This window comes from Streptomyces sp. SolWspMP-5a-2 (assembly GCF_900091845.1).
GTDB classification, from domain to species: Bacteria; Actinomycetota; Actinomycetes; order Streptomycetales; family Streptomycetaceae; genus Streptomyces; species Streptomyces doudnae.
In genome coordinates this window covers 1-17387 of sequence record NZ_FMCI01000321.1, presented here as the reverse complement: position 1 = coordinate 17387, position 17387 = coordinate 1, and the positions used below count along the sequence as shown (strand labels likewise).

At 73.4% G+C, this 17387-nt stretch carries 10 protein-coding genes and 1 pseudogene; 7 read left to right on the top strand and 4 right to left on the bottom strand.

The window, feature by feature from the left end:
- On the bottom strand, positions 1-2324 hold a 2324-nt coding region (locus GA0115242_RS31785), incomplete at its 3' end, for a sensor histidine kinase (protein WP_093834659.1).
- Positions 2325-2742: 418 nt separating this feature from the next.
- On the opposite strand from GA0115242_RS31785, the gene GA0115242_RS31780 reads away from it, so the two are divergent.
- Positions 2743-3288, top strand: coding sequence for a hypothetical protein (locus tag GA0115242_RS31780; protein WP_093834657.1), 546 nt, complete (start codon positions 2743-2745; stop codon positions 3286-3288).
- Between the two features lie 33 nt (positions 3289-3321).
- Here GA0115242_RS31780 and GA0115242_RS31775 read toward each other — a convergent pair whose 3' ends face one another.
- Together GA0115242_RS31775 and GA0115242_RS31770 are read right to left on the bottom strand one after the other, a co-directional pair.
- Positions 3322-4569 carry an NAD(P)/FAD-dependent oxidoreductase gene (locus tag GA0115242_RS31775; RefSeq protein WP_093834651.1) on the bottom strand — a complete coding sequence of 416 codons (1248 nt, stop codon included), beginning with the start codon at positions 4567-4569 and terminating at the stop codon, positions 3322-3324.
- On the bottom strand, positions 4566-4889 hold the full coding sequence (locus tag GA0115242_RS31770) for a bifunctional 3-phenylpropionate/cinnamic acid dioxygenase ferredoxin subunit (RefSeq protein WP_093834649.1): 324 nt from the start codon (positions 4887-4889) through the stop codon (positions 4566-4568). The genes GA0115242_RS31775 and GA0115242_RS31770 overlap by 4 nt, the downstream gene beginning before the upstream one ends.
- 710 nt (positions 4890-5599) lie before the next feature.
- Between GA0115242_RS31770 and GA0115242_RS31765 the strand changes: the two genes are divergently transcribed.
- From GA0115242_RS31765 to GA0115242_RS31740, 6 genes are all read left to right on the top strand, one after another.
- The gene (locus tag GA0115242_RS31765; protein ID WP_176729948.1) at positions 5600-6430 is read left to right on the top strand and encodes an IclR family transcriptional regulator; all 831 of its coding nucleotides are present in this window, start codon (positions 5600-5602) and stop codon (positions 6428-6430) included.
- Positions 6431-6641: 211 nt separating this feature from the next.
- Positions 6642-7727 carry an S-(hydroxymethyl)mycothiol dehydrogenase gene (locus tag GA0115242_RS31760; RefSeq protein ID WP_093834653.1) on the top strand — a complete coding sequence of 362 codons (1086 nt, stop codon included), beginning with the start codon at positions 6642-6644 and terminating at the stop codon, positions 7725-7727.
- A gap of 69 nt (positions 7728-7796) precedes the next feature.
- Positions 7797-10253: a GcvT family protein gene (locus GA0115242_RS31755; protein WP_093834647.1), complete on the top strand. Its 2457-nt coding sequence runs from the start codon at positions 7797-7799 to the stop codon at positions 10251-10253.
- Positions 10254-10263: 10 nt separating this feature from the next.
- Complete coding sequence (solA, locus tag GA0115242_RS31750) at positions 10264-11433, top strand: N-methyl-L-tryptophan oxidase (protein ID WP_093834645.1); 1170 nt, start codon at positions 10264-10266, stop codon at positions 11431-11433.
- Entirely contained in the window at positions 11430-12557 is a 1128-nt protein-coding gene (locus GA0115242_RS31745) for an aromatic ring-hydroxylating oxygenase subunit alpha (RefSeq protein WP_093834643.1), read from the top strand. Before solA ends, GA0115242_RS31745 begins: the two co-directional genes overlap by 4 nt.
- 223 nt (positions 12558-12780) lie before the next feature.
- Positions 12781-14397 carry an APC family permease gene (locus tag GA0115242_RS31740; RefSeq protein WP_093834641.1) on the top strand — a complete coding sequence of 539 codons (1617 nt, stop codon included), beginning with the start codon at positions 12781-12783 and terminating at the stop codon, positions 14395-14397.
- A gap of 74 nt (positions 14398-14471) precedes the next feature.
- Here the strand turns inward: GA0115242_RS31740 and GA0115242_RS31735 are convergent.
- Positions 14472-17387, bottom strand: a pseudogene (locus GA0115242_RS31735) (hypothetical protein); the annotation flags it as partial.

Genomic DNA, 17387 nt, shown 5'->3' with positions numbered 1-17387 from the left:
CCGTCCTGCCCGTCGCGGCGCGCGCGGGCGTCCGGGACGGGCCGCCCGTGCGAGCTGACCAGCTTCGGGGCGCGGCGCCTGGGCAGCGGCACGGGCGCGTTCGGGTCGCCGTCGCTCTCCCCGCGCGCGTGCGGGACGTTCGGTGTCCCCGCGTCGGTGCGGGCGGTGCCGTCCGGGGCGAGACCGAGAGCGCGCCGGTGGCGGAAGATGCCGCCGCGCTCGGTGTCGTCGTCGAGGACGGGGAACTCCTCGACGGCGTCCAGGTCGACGGGTGCCTCCAGCTCGACCGGTCCGGCCAGCAGCACCGGGGAGAGGCCGTTGAGCTGGGTGGGCGCGGGGGCGAGCGCTGCCCTGCGGTTCTCCTCCTCCAGCTCGGCCTCCTTGGAGGGGTGCGGCCGGTCGAGGCGGAAGCCGACGCCGTTGGTGTCGGGGACGTCGTCGGTCAGGAGCGCGTCGGGGATGAAGACGATCGCGGTGGTGCCGCCGTACGGGGACGGCTGGAGGGAGACGCGGACGTTCTGGCGCTGGGCGAGCCGGCTGACCACGAAGAGGCCGAGCCGGTCGGTGTCGGAGAGTTCGAACTCGGGGGTCTCGGCGAGCCGGAGGTTGGCGTCCAGGAGGGCGTCGGCCGCCATGCCGAGGCCGCGGTCGTGGATCTCCAGGGTGAAGCCGTTGGCGACGCTCTCGCCGACGACCTGGACGGCCGTGTGCGGCGGCGAGAACACCGTGGCGTTCTCCATGAGTTCGGCGACGAGGTGGGTGAGGTCGGCGACGGCGGGTCCGGTGACGGCGACCTTGGGCAGCCTGCGGACCTCGATGCGCGCGTAGTCCTCGACCTCGGCGACGGCGGCCCGCACCACGTCCATGAGCTGCACCGGCTTGCGCCACTGCCGCGAGGGGGCGGCGCCGGAGAGGATCACCAGGCCCTCGGCGTGGCGGCGCATGCGGGTGGTGAGGTGGTCGAGGCGGAAGAGGTCGGCGAGTTCGTCGGTGTCGTCGGTGCGGCGCTCCATGGTGTCGAGGAGGGTGAGCTGCTTGTGCAGCAGGACCTGGCTGCGGCGGGCGAGGTTGACGAACACCTCGGAGACACCGGCGCGCAGCACGGCCTGCTTCACGGCGGCCTCGACGGCGGCGCGCTGAAGGGTGTTGAGGGCGTTGCCGACGTCGCCGATCTCGTTGCGGTCGTACTCCAGGCGCGGGACCTCGGTCTCCACGTCGACCTGCTCGCCCGCGGAGAGGCGGCGCATCACGCTGGGCAGCCGGACGCCGGACGCCTCGTTCGCCTCCACGCGCAGTTGCCGCAGGTCGCGGATGAGGCCGCGGCCGACCCGCACCGACAGCAGGAGCGAGAACAGCAGGGCGACGAAGCCGAGGACGCCCGCGACGGTGGCCCTGATGATGACGGTCACGGCGACCGGGCGGAGCCGCTCCTGGTAGCGGTCGCCCGCCTGGTCGTTGAGGTCGCCGAGTTCCTTCAGGACGTTGCCCGCGGCGGTGTCCCAGCTCTGCGCGGTGACCCGGTGCGGCGTGCCGGGACCGCCCGAGGCGGCGGCCTGTTCGGCGACGCGCAGGGGCGCGGTCTCGGCGTTCTTCCAGAACTGTTCGAACCGCGCGCGTTCGGTTCCGGGCAGCAGCGGCAGGTTGACGTCGTACATCAGACCGCGCTGGGCGACCAGGTCGGAGACGTCGCGGATCTCCTCCTGGGTGAGCGTGCCGACGACCAGGGCGGAGCCGAGCAGGGCGTCCTCGCGGGAGACCAGTTCACGGGCGCGCGCGAGGTTGACGAGGGCGCGGTACTGCTTGTCCAGTTCCACGTCGTCGATGACGTGGAGGTTGGTCAGCAGGACGTAGCAGGGGTCGATCAGGCGGTTGTAGAGGTCGAGGGCCTGCGCGCGGTTGACCGTGCCGTCCTCGATGCTGCGGCGCAGCGACGCGATGCCGTCGAAGGCGTCCAGCACGGCGGTCAGGCGGTCGCCGGTGCCCGAGCCCATCGCGTCGCGCAGGTCGCCGTCGTCGGAGTTGGCGCGGATCTCGTTGACGGCGTCGTCGGTGTCGCTGCGGCTGCGCCGCAGGTCGCTCAGCGCGTCGGAGGCGCGGGGGTCGGCGAGGTAGACGAGGCTCTGGCGCCGTTCCTGCTGGAGGACGCGGACGGTGTCCTCCAGGGGGTAGCCGAGTTTCTCGACCACGTGGGACACGTCGAAGAGCTGCTCGGCCTGCCGTCCGGTGAGTACCGTGGCGAAGCCCCAGATCAAGGTGAGCGACACCAACGGCACGAGAAGCAGCGCCATAATCTTCCGGCGGATCGACTTCCCGCGAAAGCGCATGGCCTCCCCCAGCTCGCCCCCGTTCGACCGGGGGTACACATGTGCGTCAACAAACGGCGCGAGCCTACTACCGACACAGAGTCAACTCGAAGGGCCGTCCGGAAGCTGAACTTCCGCACGCGGGGCGAGACATGCGGAGTTGTCCGGTCATTGCGGGAGATTGCCTCCCGGATTCGCCAGGCGCACGCCGGAGCCTGTTCGCAAGGTGCACACAAGTGGTTGGCCGGATTTTTGCGATCGGCGGGAATCTTCTGGGCTCGCCGTTCGTCCTTCCCTACGGGAATCGGGGGCGGAACCGGCCACATGAGCCGTACCGCGCACCCGTGCAGCGTAAAACAGCGCAAGCCGGGCACTCACTGGGGAGCCGTGTCATCGGGCACGGGGCGAGGGGTGTTCCGGCGGTGGGGAGTGACTCGTGATGGGCACGGCGGAGCGGCGTGGGACGCCCGGGGAGGACCTGGGCGGGCGCCCGACGGAGCGGCGGGGGCCGGGCGGGGATCGTGGCAGGTGGGAGACGGCGGGCGGCCGGGGTGAGCGGGCGACGGAACGCGGCGGTGGCCAGGCCGGTTCCGCCTACCGGCCGTTGTGGATCGAGGAGGAGGCCAGGCGGCGCCGGATGCCCGATCCGGTGCGGACGGCGGCGGTGCGCGCGGTCCTGATCATCTCGGTGACCCTGATCCTGGCCATGGTGGCGTTCCTGTGCACCATGGCCGAGACCTGGCTGGCCTTCCCGATGGTCCTCAGCAGCATCGCGGGCACGGTGGTCGCCACCTGGGGCGCGCTCGACGTCTGGGTGACGCGCCAGGTGTGGAACCAGCGCAACGGCGTGGTCTCGGCTCCCAGCAGCACGGCCCGTGCCCTGCGCCGGGAGCGCCGCAAGTCCCGCCGTCAGGCGAAGTCCGCGACACGGGCGCAGGAGCGGATACGCAGGAGGGGCGCGGCCGGTCAGCTGTCGCACTCCTGAAGGGTTTCCGTGGCTCGGCCGCCGGGGAGCGGGTCAGCGTCCGGCCGGGTGCCGCAGGCCGTCCCGCGCCGCGTCCCCGCTCCCGCTTCCCTTCTCGATCTCGATCTCGCTCTCTTTCTCCTTCTCCTGACGGTCCAGGGCGCGTCGGGTCCGGGTGAAGGGGCGCGGGCGGTCGACGGACAGGACGGCGGTGGTGCGGCCGTCACGTTCGCAGAGGGCCAGCAGGCCGTCCGGCCCCGGTGCCCCGTCGACGAGTCCGCCCTCGGTGATCCGGACGGTGTCCCCGTCCCGGCGGCGCCCCGCGAACTGGATGCGGGAGCCGTACTGGTCGGACCAGAAGTACGGCAGTGACCGCGCGCTCCGGGTGGTCCGTCCGGCGAGCAGGTTGGCGACGGCGGTCCGGGGCTGTTCGGTCGCCGACGTCCAGTGCTCGGAGCGGACGCCACCGACCCGGGCGACATCGCCGACGGCGACCACCTGGGGAAGGGCGGTCACACAGCCGTCGTCGCAGAGGACGCCGTCGCGCAGGGCCAGCGTCGAGCCCGCCAGCCAGGCGGTGTTGGGGACGGCCCCGATGCCGACGACGACCACGTCCGCGTCGAGGACACGGCCGTCGGAGAGTTCCACCCCGGTCACGGCGGGCGTGCCGCGCAGGGCCGCGACCCCCGTGCCGGTGATCAGCTCCGCTCCCCCGCGCCGGTGCAGCGCCGCGCAGACGGCGGCCAGTGCGGGGCCGAGCGCGGGCAGCAGCGGCAGCGGCGCTGCCTCCACGACGGTGACGCGGTGACCGAGGGCGACACAGGACGCGGCGGTCTCGGCTCCGACGAAGCCGCCGCCGATGACGACGACCCGGCGTGCGCCCCGGGTGAGTCCGGCGCGCAGGGCGCGGGCGTCGTCGAGGGTGCGGAGGGTGTGGACGCCGGTGGGCGCGGTCCCCGGCAGCCTCCGGGCGGAGGCGCCGGTGGCGATGACGACGCCGTCGGTGGGCAGCGTCCGGCCGTCGGCGAGGACGACGGCGCGCTCGCGCGGGTCGAGCGCGCGGGCCCCGGTGCCGAGCAGCCACTCGGCGCCGAGCGCGGTGTCGTCCTCGGCGTCGGTGAGGGCGAGGCGGTCCTCGTCGACGCGTCCGGTGAGGAAGTCCTTGGAGAGCGGCGGGCGGTCGTAGGGGCGGTGGGGTTCGTCGCCGACGACCACCAGTCGGCCGTCGAAGCCCTGGGCGCGCAGTTCCCGGGCGGCGTACAGACCGGCCAGGGAGGCGCCGACGACGGTGACCGTCCTCATGCGGCGGTGCCCTCCCGCACGACGAGGTGGACATGGATGACGCCGTCGTCGACGGTGACCCGGTGGGTGCGGACGGCGCGACGGGCCGGGAGGCAGGTCGGCAGGCCGGTGCGCAGGTCGAACGACGCGGCGTGCAGCGGGCATTCGACCAGGCAGCCGTCGAGCCAGCCCTCGGAGAGCGAGGCGTCCTGGTGGGTGCAGGTGTCGTCGATGGCGTACAGCTCGCCGTCGTCGGTGTGGAACACGGCGATCGGCGGTGTCGTCCCGATGCGGGCGGACTCGCCCCGGGGAAGGTCTTCCAGGCGGCAGACGGGAATCACTGGCCCCCCTCTCGGTCCGGGACGTCCGGGTCCTGGACCTGTGGCGCAGGCGGATGGGGAGTCCGGACCGGCGTCGGTCCGGACGAGGACGTTCAGGCGTTCAGGCGTGCGGACGTGCGGAGTAGCGGAGGTGCGGAGACGCAGACCTGCGGGTGTGCGGACGTGCGGCGGCGCAGACCTGCGGGTGTGCGGAGGTGCGGTGCGCGGAGGTGCGGTGCTTGGAGGCGCAAGGTTCGGACGTGCCGGGGTGCGGTGTGCGGAGGTGCGTGGACGCGGGCCCGCCCGCTCACGGGCTTGCGGACGGGCGGGCTCGCGAAGTAGCGGACTCGCGGAGGTGCCGGCCTGCGGGGCCGCGAGCCGGGCCGCCGCCCGGAACCGGTGGCGGCGACGCGGTGGACGCGGCGGGGAGGAGGCGCGGTGCAGGGCGGAGCGGCGGAACGGCGATGCGGGGAGGGGCTGGGGAGAGGCGGGCCGACGGGGCGCACCGGTCGCGGACGTCGTCGTCCGCGCGGTGGTCCTGCGGTCCCGGCCGTCACAGGTCCGGGCGGTCCGGCCCCCTTACGGGGATCGGACGCTTCGGTAACATGATGTTCCACATGACGCGCTGAAGGAGCGTCATGCGCAACAGAATCCGGGCGGGACGACCGTCGCGTCAAGGGGTTCCCGAAGATGCGGCCCGAACCGGGCCGACAGGTGGTGGGAGTCGAGCTATGGCCCGCGCGCAGAAGCAGCCCGGCAGGGGCGAGGGGACGGCCCGGGGGGACGAGCGGAACGGCGGCAGGCAAACGGCCGGTTCCGTGCAGTCCGTGGACCGCGCCGTGAGCGTCCTGGAGATCCTGGCGCGGCACGGCGAGGCGGGCGTCACCGAGATCGCGGACGAGCTGGACGTGCACAAGTCCACCGCCTTCCGGCTGCTCGGGGTGCTGGAGAACCGCGGACTGGTCGCCCAGGCCAAGGAGCGCGGCAAGTACTACCTGGGGGCCGGCGTGCTGCGCCTGGCGGGGGCGGCGGCGGTGCGCCTCGACATCTCCCAGGAGGGCGTGCCCGTCTGCCGCGAACTCGCCGACGAACTGGGCGAGACGGCCAACATCGCGGTCCTGGACGAGGACGCCGCCGTCAACATCATGCAGGCGCGCGGCACGGCCTCCGTGACGGCGCAGAACTGGCTCGGCAGACGCACCCCGCTGCACGCCACCGCCAGCGGGAAGGTGCTGCTCGCGCACATGCCGCCGACCCTGCGCGAGGGGCTGCTGGCGCGTTCGCTGCCCCGGTTCACCGAGCGCACGATCACCGGCACGTCGGCGCTGCGCGGCGAGTTGGAGGCGGTGATCGAGCAGGGGTACGCGCTCACCGTCGAGGAGTTGGAGCGCGGGCTGACGGCGGTGGCGACGCCGGTGCGCGCGCACGACGGCCGGGTGATCGCGGCGATCAGTGTCTCCGGGCCGGTGTACCGGCTGGATTCCGACCGTCTGCCGGAGCTGGCGAAGCGGATCGTGGCCGCCGGTGCCGAGCTGTCGCGGCGGATGGGGTACGGGTTCTGACCGCTCCCGCGGCCCGCGATCACGGTGGCCGAAAGGCCGCGGCACGCCTGTGAACAGGCCACTCACCGCCGTGTGTCGGCCGGGTTTCGGGGGCCGGACGCGTTTTGCCAAGGGTTAACTCGCACCTCTTGACGGCCCGTCGGCACCGTTCTCACTATGTTCCTCACCGCGCAACCCATCGTGTGATGCGCAACAGCAGAGGAGCATGGTCGTGCCCTACCAGGTCCGTGCCGCAGTCGCTGCCGAGAAGGGCGCACCCGTGGAGGTGCGGACGATCGTGGTCCCCGACCCCGGGCCCGGTGAGGTCGTCGTCGCCGTCCAGGCGTGCGGGGTCTGCCACACGGACCTGCACTACCGCGAGGGCGCGATCGGCGACGGCTTCCCGTACCTGCTGGGCCACGAGGCGGCGGGCACGGTCGAGGCGGTCGGCGACGGCGTCACGGACCTGGAGCCGGGCGACTACGTGGTCCTCGCCTGGCGTGCCCCCTGCGGAGCCTGCCGTTCCTGCCGCCGTGGGCGCCCCTGGTACTGCTTCGACTCGCGCACCGCCGCCAGCCCGATGACCCTGCTCGACGGCACCCCGCTCGGCAACGCCCTCGGGATCGGCGCGTTCGCCGAGAAGACGCTGGTCGCGGCGGGGCAGGCGGTGCGGGTCGATCCGGCGGCGCGGCCCGAGGCCGCCGGTCTGATCGGCTGCGGGGTGATGGCCGGGTACGGCGCCGCCGTCCACACCGGCGGTGTCGGCCGCGGCGACTCGGTCGCCGTGATCGGCTGCGGGGGCGTCGGCGACGCGGCGATCGCGGGCGCCTGCCTGAACGGCGCCATGAAGGTGATCGCCGTCGACGTCGACGACCGGAAGCTGGACCGGGCGGAGCGGTTCGGGGCGACCCACACCGTCAACTCCCGTGGCACGGACGCCGTCGAGGCCGTCCGGGCGCTCACCGACGGCCACGGCGTGGACATCGCGATCGACGCGGTCGGACGGCCCGAGACGTTCCGGCAGGCGTTCTACATGCGCGACCACGCGGGGCTGCTGGTCCAGGTCGGGGTGCCCGGCCCGGAGGCGCGGATCGAACTCCCGCTGCTCGACGTGTTCTCGCGCGGCGGCGCCGTCAAGTCCTCCTGGTACGGCGACTGTCTGCCGAGCCGGGACTTCCCCTTCCTCGTCGACCAGTACCTCTACGGCCTCCTCGACCTGAACGCGTTCGTCTCCGAGACGATCGCGCTCGACCAGGTCGAGGCGGCCTTCACGACGATGCGGCGGGGTGAGGTCCTGCGGTCGGTGGTCGTCCTCTGACCCCGGCGGCACCCGCCCCACGCGTCGACTCCCCCAGCGCGCCAACTCCGCACCCCGGCAAGGAGGGGCATGTCCCGCACGCCCGAGAACCGCCCGCGCGGTCCGCAGGTCGTCGTCATCGGCGCCGGCATCGTCGGCTGCTCGCTGGCCGACGAACTCACCGCCCGCGGCTGGACCGACGTCACCGTCCTCGAACAGGGCCCCCTGCCCGCCCCCGGCGGCTCCACCTCGCACGCGCCGGGTCTGGTCTTCCGCACCAGTCCGTCCAGGACCCTCGCCGAGTTCGCGCGCCAGACCGTCGCGAAGTTCACCTCCCTGGAGGTCGACGGGGTGTCCTGCTTCGCGACGGTCGGCGGCCTCGAACTGGCCACCACCCCCGAACGCCTCGCCGATCTGCACCGCAGAGCCGGTCTCGCGGCCGCCCGGGGCATCAGGGGCGAGGTCGTGGACGCGGCCCGCTGCACCGAACTCTGGCCGCTGCTCGACGGATCGCGGATCCTCGGCGGCTTCCACACCCCGGGCGACGGCGTCGCCCGCGCCCTCCTCGCCTGCCGCGCCCAGCAGGACCGCGCCACCGCGCGCGGCGCCCGTTTCCTCGACCGGCACACCGTCACCGGCATCGAGCGGGTCGACGGGCGCGTCACCGGCGTGGTCACCGACCGGGGCGTCTTCCCCGCCGACCACGTCGTCTCGGCGGCCGGGTTCTGGGGCCCGGTGATCGGGCGGATGGCCGGGGTCGACGTCCCGTTGCAGCCGCTCGCGCACCAGTACGCGAAGACGGCGCCGCTGCCCGAACTCGCGGGCGCCACGGCCGAGGTGACCCGCCCGATCCTGCGTCACCAGGACCGCGACCTGTACCTGCGCGAGCACGGCGACCGCCTCGGCATCGGCTCGTACGCCCACCGGCCGCTGCCCGTCGACCCGTTCGCGGTCGAGGCGTACGACGAGGCCCGCGCCCTCGGCCGCCCGATGCCGTCCTCCTACCCCTTCACCCCCGAGGACTGGGCGCCGAGTTGGGAGGACTGCCGTGAACTGGTGCCCGCCCTGCGGGAGTCGCGGATCGAGGAGGGCTTCAACGGCGTCTTCTCCTTCACCCCCGACGGCATGCCCCTGCTCGGCGAGTCACCGCAACTGCGCGGGTTCTGGCTGGCCGAGGCCGTCTGGGTCACCCACTCCGCCGGGGCCGCCAGGGCCGTCGCCGAGTGGATGGTGGACGGGCGGCCCTCCCTCGACGTCCACACCTGCGACCTCACCCGGTTCGAGGACGCGCAGCGCTCACCGTCGTACGTCCGCGACCGCGGCTGCCGGCAGTTCGTCGAGGTGTACGACGTCCTGCACCCCCTCCAGCCGATGGAGCGGCCGCGGCCGCTGCGGGTCAGCCCCTTCCACGCGCGGCAGCGGGAACTCGGCGCGTACTTCCTGGAGGGCGGCGGCTGGGAGCGCCCGCACTGGTACGAGGCCAACGCCCCGCTGGCGAAGGGACTTTCGCTGCCCGAGCGGGACCCCTGGTCGGCCCGGTACTGGTCACCGATCGCCGCCGCCGAGGCACTCGCCACCCGGGAGCGCGTCGCCCTCTACGACATGACCCCGCTGCGCCGCCTGGAGGTCACCGGGCCCGGCGCGCTCGACTTCCTGGACCGCATGACCACCAACACCGTGCGCAAGCGCCCCGGCGCGGTGACCTACACCCTCCTGCTGGACGAGCGGGGCGGCATCCGCTCCGACCTCACCGTCGCCCGCCTGTCCGCCGAGCGCTTCCAGGTGGGCGCCAACTCCCCCGCCGACCTCGCCTGGTTGACCCGGCACGCACCCGCCGACGTCCACGTCAGGGACATCACCTCCGGCACCTGCTGCGTCGGCGTCTGGGGGCCGCTGGCCCGCGACCTCGTGCAGCCGCTGACCGACGACGACTTCTCGCACGCGGCCTTCGGCTACTTCCGCGCCAAGGAGACCCACATCGGGCACGTCCCGGTGACCGCCCTGCGCCTGTCCTACGTCGGCGAGTTGGGCTGGGAGCTGTACACCACCGCCGATCTGGGGCTGCGCCTGTGGGACACCCTCTGGGAGGCGGGGCGCTCGCTCGGGGTGGTCGCCGCCGGGCGCTCCGCCTTCAACTCCCTCCGCCTGGAGAAGGGTTACCGCGCCTGGGGCACCGACATGACCGACGAGCACGACCCCTTCGAGGCGGGCCTCGGCTTCGCGGTGCGCATGGACAAGGAGTTCGTGGGGCGCTCGGCGCTGGACCCGGACGCGGGGCCGCCGGCCCGCCGCCTCACCCCGCTGCTGCTCGACGACCCCGCCGCCGTCGTCCTCGGCCAGGAGCCCGTCTACGTCGGCGGCGAGCCGGCGGGCTACGTCACCAGCGCGTCCTACGGCTACACCCTGGGCCGCTGCGTCGCCTACGCCTGGCTGCCCGCGCTGCCCACCGGCACCGGCGTGCACCTCGCCCACCTCGACGGGAAGGTCGCGGCGACGGTCGCCGACGAGCCGCTGTTCGACCCCGAGATGACCCGCATCCGACGCTAGGAGACGCCCTGTGTCCCGCACGTACGACGTGATCGTCATCGGGCTCGGCGGCATGGGGAGCGCCGCCGCCCACCACCTCTCCGCGCGCGGCGCCCGGGTCCTGGGCCTGGAGAAGTTCGGCCCGGTCCACAACCGGGGCTCCAGCCACGGGGGTTCACGGATCACCCGGCAGTCCTACTTCGAGGACCCGGCCTACGTCCCGCTGCTGCTGCGCGCCTACGAACTGTACGAGGACCTGGAGCGCGGCACCGGCCGGGAGGTGGCCGTCCTGTCGGGCGGTGTGATGCTCGGCAGGCCCGACTCCCGCACCGTCTCCGGTTCGCTGCGCTCGGCCCGTAAGTGGGATCTGGCGCACGAGATGCTGGACGCGGGCGAGATCCGCCGCCGCTTCCCCACCCTCACGCCCCGGGACGACGAGGTCGCCCTGTACGAGGAGAAGGCGGGCCTGCTGCGCCCGGAGCAGACCGTCGCGGCCCATCTCCAACTCGCCACCCGGCAGGGCGCCGACCTGCGCTTCGAGGAACCCATGAGCCGCTGGGAGCCGCACGGGGACGGGGTGCGCGTGTACACCGCCGAAGGCGCCTACACCGCGGGGCAGTTGGTGATCTGCCCGGGGGCCTGGGCGCCGCGGCTGCTCACCGACCTCGGGGTGGCGTTCACCATCGAGCGGCAGGTCATGTACTGGTTCGAGCCCACGGGCGGGGTGGGTCCCTTCCTGCCGGAGAGCCACCCGATCTACATCTGGGAGGACGCCGCCGGGGTCCAGGTGTACGGCTTCCCCGCCATCGACGGCCCCGGACGCGGCGCCAAGGTCGCCTTCTTCCGCAAGGGCGAGGTCACCACCCCGGAGACCATCGACCGGACGGTGCACGAGCACGAGGTGCGGGCCATGGCCGAGCAGGTGGCGCGGTGCGTCCCCGCTCTGCCCGGCACCTTCCTCAAGGCCGCGACCTGCATGTACTCCAACACCGCCGACGAGCACTTCGTGATCGCGCGCCATCCGCGCCACCCCGGCTCGACCACCGTGGCCTGCGGTTTCTCCGGGCACGGCTTCAAGTTCGTGCCGGTCGTCGGGGAGATCCTCGCCGACCTCGCGCTGACCGGGACCACCGCGCATCCGATCGGCCTGTTCGACCCCGCCCGCCTCGCCACCGCGCCCGCCCGAGGAGCACGCACGTGACGACGTCCCCGGTCTCCCCCAGCCTGATCGCCACCCTCCCCGGCCGCTACTACACCGACCCGGAGATCTTCCGGCAGGAGCAGGAGCACCTCTTCGAGTCGATGTGGTTCTGCGCGGTCCGCGCCGGTGACCTCGCCAGGCCCGGCGACTTCCGCACCGTCCAGGTCGGCCGCGAGAGCGTCGTCGTCACCCGCTCCCGCTCCGGTGGGCTGCGCGCCTTCCTGAACGTCTGCCGCCACCGCGGCGCCCGGCTCTGCACCGAGGAGTCGGGCCAGGTCCGGCGCACCCTCCAGTGCCCGTACCACGCGTGGACGTACGACCTCGACGGCACATTGATCGCCGCACCCAACTTGATCAAGATGCCCGACGTGGACCGGGTCGCGTACGGGTTGATCAAGGTGGCCCTGCGCGAGTGGCTCGGCTACGCCTGGGTCTGCCTGGCCGGTGAACCGCCCTCCTTCGAGGAGACCGTGATGGGGGCCGCGGTGGAGCGGCTGGGCGACCCGGCCGCGATCGAGCACTACGGCACCGAGAACCTCGCGCTCGGCCGACGCGTCCGCTACGACGTGGGGGCCAACTGGAAGCTGATCGTCGAGAACTTCATGGAGTGCTACCACTGCGCCACCATCCACCCCGAACTCACCGAGGTGCTGCCGGAGTTCGCCGAAGGGTACGCGGCGCAGTACTACGTGGGGCACGGCGCGGCGTTCGGTGACCACGTGCGGGGCTTCACCGTCGACGGCAGCGAGGGTTTCGAGCGGCTGCCGGACGTGGCCGACGACCAGGACCGCCGCTACTACGCGATCACCGTGAAGCCGACCGTGTTCGTCAACCTCGTCCCGGACCACGTGATCCTGCACCGCATGTATCCGCTCGCCGCCGACCGCACGGTCGTCGAGTGCGACTGGTTGTATGCACCACAGGTCGTGGAATCGGGTGCGGACGTGTCCAAGTCCGTGGAACTCTTCCACCGGGTCAACGAGCAGGACTTCGCGGCCTGCGAGCGGACCCAGCCCGCCATGGCGTCACGGGCCTACCGGGAGGGCGGTGTCCTGGTCCCCAACGAGCACCACATCGCGCTCTTCCACGCATGGCTCCTGGAGCGGCTGGGCAGCGCGGGCTGACCCGCCGCACCCGGGACCGGGCCTCCCGCACCGCCGGCCCGAGTCATGCCACCGACCACCGACCCCCACCCCGACCCTGGTCCCGATGCCGACGCCATCGCCGAGACAGAGACCGAGACCAGGGTCGGACCCGGAACCACGTCAACGCACCGCCGCGGCCCTCCCCCGCCCGGCACCCGCGGAGCCGCTCCACCCCGTCCCCAGGTCGATCAGGAGTCCGCTCATGACCACAACGGAACCAGGGCCGTCCGGGCCGTCCGGACACGACGACGCCGAGCTGGCGGAGTTCGGCTACCGACCCGAACTCAGACGCAGCCTCGGCACCTTCCACACGTTCGCCGCCGGGATCAGCTACATCTCGATCCTGACCGGGACGTTCCAGCTCTTCTACTTCGGCTACGGGAGCGGCGGTCCCGCCTACTGGTGGTCGTGGCCGATGGTCTTCGCCGGGCAGTTCACGGTCGCGCTCTGCTTCGCGGAGCTGGCCGCCCGCTACCCGGTCGCGGGCTCGGTCTACAACTGGTCGAAGAAGGTGGGCAATCCGCATCTGGGGTGGCTCGCCGGGTGGATGATGCTGGTCGCGTCGATCGTGACGATCGCGGCCGTGGCCCTCGCCTACCAGTTGACGCTGCCGCAGATCTCATCCTTCTTCCAGTTCGTCGGGGACGGCACCGGCACCTACGACGTCGCGACCAACGCGGTCGTCCTCGCGACGGTGTTGATCCTCTTCACCACGCTGGTCAACGCGTTCGGTGTGAAGTTGATGGCCACGATCAACACGGCCGGTGTCTTCATCGAGTTGATCGCCACGGTCGTGTTGATCATCCTGTTCGCCGTCCACATCACCCGTGGCCCGCAGGTCGTGCTGGAGACCGAGGGGACCGGGTCCGGGTACGGGACGGGCTACCTCGGCGCGTTCCTGGTCGCCTCGCTGGCCTCCGCGTACGTCATGTACGGCTTCGACACGGCGGCCTCGCTCGGGGAGGAGTCCCTCGACCCGTCCCGCAACGCGCCGCGCGCCATCATCCGCGCGATCGTCGCCTCGTTCGTGCTGGGCGGCCTGGTGCTGCTCCTTGCCCTGATGAGCGTCTCCAGCCTGCGCGGCGACAGGCTCTCCACCGAGGGGCTCCAGTACGTGGTGCTGAACGTGCTCGGTCCGACGGCGGGCAAGGCGATGCTCTGGTGCGTGCTGATCGCGGTCACGGTGTGCGCGCTCGCGGTGCACACGGCGGCGATCCGGCTGGCGTTCGCGATGGCCCGTGACACCAACCTGCCCGCGTCGTCGCTGCTCGCCCGGGTGAGTCCCCGGTTCAGGACGCCGGTCCTGCCCGCGGTGATCATCGGTGTGCTGGCGCTGGCGATCCTGGTGGTCAACATCCGCCAGCCGCAGATCTTCACGGTCGTCACCAGCATCGGCATCGTCATGATCTACCTGGCCTATCTGGGGGTGACGGCGCCGATGCTGGCGGCGCGGCTGCGCGGGCGGTGGCGGCCCGCGGGCGACGGCAGGTTCTCGCTCGGCCGCTGGGGGCTGCCCGTCAACGTCGTCGCGGTGCTCTGGGGGCTGGCGATGACGGTCAACCTGATCTGGCCGCGGGCCGCCGTCTACAACGCGGCGGCGCCCTTCCACTGGTACCTGAAGTGGGGCGCGGTGCTGTTCGTCGCGGTCATCGCGGGCGGCGGTTACGCCTACTACTGGTTCGTGCAGCGCCACCGCACCGGCGTCCTGGCCGCGCACCGGCTGGAGCCCGCCACCGCCCCGGCCGCGACGTCCGCCCCGGCCGCGACGCCTCCCCCGTCCGGCCCGCCCGCCCCGTCCGCCGAACCGGCCGACGGCTGAGCCCCGCCCGCGCCCTCACCCTCGCCCCCGGCCACGCCGCAGGGATCAAGAGGTCGACAGGATCAACGTGTTGATCAACCCGTCGTCGCGGAGTCACCCACCGCCGGGGCCGCGTCTGGCCTCTTGTACATCCGGGTCGCCGTGATCTCGCTGCGCACGCCCTCCTCCGCCGCTGCCTGCTGGGGCAGCCCCGGTCGGAGGTGTTCCTCGACGCTGATGTACTTCAGACCGGCCCGCAGGTCGGCGTCGTTGCGCAGCCGGATGACGAGCGGGAACTCGGCCAGCGCGGTCGTGTCGAAGAGACCGGTGGTGTACAGCAGTTGCACGCCGAGGGCGTCGGACACGGCCCGCTGGAGCTCCAGCAGATAGGTGGCGTTGGCTCGGCCGATGGGGTTGTCGAGGAAGAGCGTCCCGGCGTGCCGGTGCTTGTCGCGGCCCCGGTCGTTGGAGCGCAGCGCGGCCATCGTGCAGTACAGGGCGATGGCTGCGGTGAGCAGCTGGCCGCCGGAGAACACGTCGCCCATCTGTCCGACGGGCACCCGCTCGGCGCGCAGCACGGCGTCCGGTTTGAGGATCTCGACGGCGACGCCCTTGGGCTGGAGGGCGGCGGCGACCCCGCGCAGCAGCAGGGACATGCCGTCCCGGCGCAGGTCGGAGTTCTTCTTCACGGCGGCCCTGGTCGCCTCGTCGACGACCTCGCCGAGCCGCTCGGTGAGGGTGGCCTGGTCGGGTTCCTCGAAGCGGATCCGCAGGAACTCCTGCCCGGACCACTCGCCGAGCCCTTCCGGCAGGCGGGAGAGCCGCTGCGCGGAGCGCAGGGTGGCCAGCGACGACTCGACCAGGCCCCGGAGGCGGTCGACGATCGAGTCGCGGTTGCGTTCCAACTGGGCCAGCTCGTCGGTGAGGACGCGCAGCCGGGGGGCGAAGGCGTCCGCCCACTTCTGGGCGTGCTCGGGCAGCGAGGCGGCGGGCAGTTCGCGGATCTGCTGCCTGGCCGGGGTGCGGACCTGTTCGTAGCGGGTGGAGTTGGCGTGCCTGACCAGTACGTCGCTCGCCTCGCGCACCCCCGCCTCGGCGGCGGACAGGTCGGCGGCGCAGCCGCGCAGCGACCTGCGGGCGTCCGCGGTGGCCTGCCGGGCCTCCTCCGGGGTGCCGGGGTAGGGCTCGGGCTCCTCCTGGTCGTCATCGGCGACGTGGTCGCGCAGCAGGTCGCGCAGGAGCGCGGTCAGTTCGTCGAAGCCGCCGGCCGCGTCCTCGGCGGCGCGGTGGGCGTCCTGGAGTTCGGCGTGCGCCTCCCGTGCCTGGGCCAGGGTCTCGGTGAGGACGGCGAGTTCGGTGGTGGCGGTGCGCAGCAGGGCCTGGGCGTGCTCGGCGTCGCGGGGTTGCAGTCCCTCGGGCAGTTCGGTGTGGGCCTCGCCGTCCTCGGGGGCGTGCCGTTCGGCCTCGCCGCGGAGTCGGCCGAGCTGTTCGCTGGCGTGCGACACCCGGGTCTCCAGGAGCTGCACGAGTTCCTCGGCGCGGGCGGCGGCGGCCTGCCGGGAGGGGCCGTCGGAGCCGTCGGGCGACTGGAGGAGCTGGGCGGCGCGGGTGCGGACCTTGTTGCTGAGCCGGTCGAGTTCGGCGAGGGCGGCGCTCTCGTCGCTCTCCGCGCGGGCCTGTTCGGCGCGCAGGTCGGCGCCGACGCCGACCTTCTCGTACACCTGGGAGGCGGCGCGGTAGGCCTCGCGCAGCGCGGGCAGCGACGTCCCGGAGGTCTCGCCCGCCGGGACGTCGTCGGGGGCGCCCGCGATCTCGGAGCGCTCGGCGCGCAGGGCGCGGGCGGTGCGGCGGGCGTCGTCGGCGGCGCGCTGGGCGGCCCTGCGGTCCTCGTCGGCGGCGCGGGCGCGGTCCAGGCAGGTCTGGGCGCGGGCCTCCGACTCGGCGGCGTCGTCGGCGAGTTCGCGCAGAGTGGCCTGCCAGCCCGCGCGTTCGCGGAGGCGGAAGGCGAGTCCGGCGAGGGCGTCGGCGGAGCGCCGCGCCCGCTGGGCGGTCTCCTGGCGTTCGTCGCGCAGCCGGGTGGCCTCGGCGGCGGTCTCGTCGGCCTCGGCGCGCAGGACGCGTGCCTCGGTGAGTTCGGCCTCGGCCTCCTCGGCGAAGGCGCGCGCGTCCTCGGCGGCCCGGCCGAGTTCGACGAGCCGTCCGGCGGGGCAGCCGGTGCGCCAGGAGGCGAGGCGGGCGGCGAGTTCGCGGTCCTTGCCGAGGCGGGCGGCGAGGCCGCGGATCTCGTCGTCGCGTTCGGTGGCGCGGGCGCGGAGGGCCTGGCGTTCCTCGTCGGCGGCGTGTTCGTCGTGCATCGCCGGGTTCGGCGGGACCAGGAAGACGCCGGTCGCGGCGGCGTCGGCGGGGTCGAGGGCCGGGGCGGGGGCGAGGAGGGCGGCGGCGGTGCCGACGGCGACGGCCGACCTCGGCAGCAGGGCGGCGTCGCCGAGGGCCGCACGGGCGCGTGCGTGGGTGTCGGGGTCGGTGATGATGACGCCGTCGACGAGTTCGGGGCGGGCGGCGAGGACGCGGGCGTGGTCGGCGGGGTCGACGGCCTGGGCGAGGTAGCGCCAGCCGGGCAGGGCGGGGATGCCCTGCTCGCCGAGGAACTCGACGGTGGCGAGGACGTCGGGGCCGGCCGGCAGGAGTCCGCCGTCGCCGAGGGCGCCGAGGATGCGGGAGTCGTCGGCGGCGGCGGTGCGCAGTTCGAAGAGCTGGCGTTCGGCGGCCGACACCGAGTCGTCGAGGAGTTCGCGCAGTTCGTCGGCGAACCGGTCGAGTTCCTCGGGGGTGAGGGCGCTCTGGCCGCTCTCGTCGCCGTCCTGGCGGGGGCCGGGGACGGTGGTGCGGCCCTCGGTGCCGGAGAGGCTGAGGAGTTCCGCGAGCCGTTCCTCGGCCGCCAGGGCCTCGGCGAGGCGGCGTTCGGCGTCGTGACCGCGCCGGGCAGCGGCGGCGGCGTCGGCGGCGCGGGC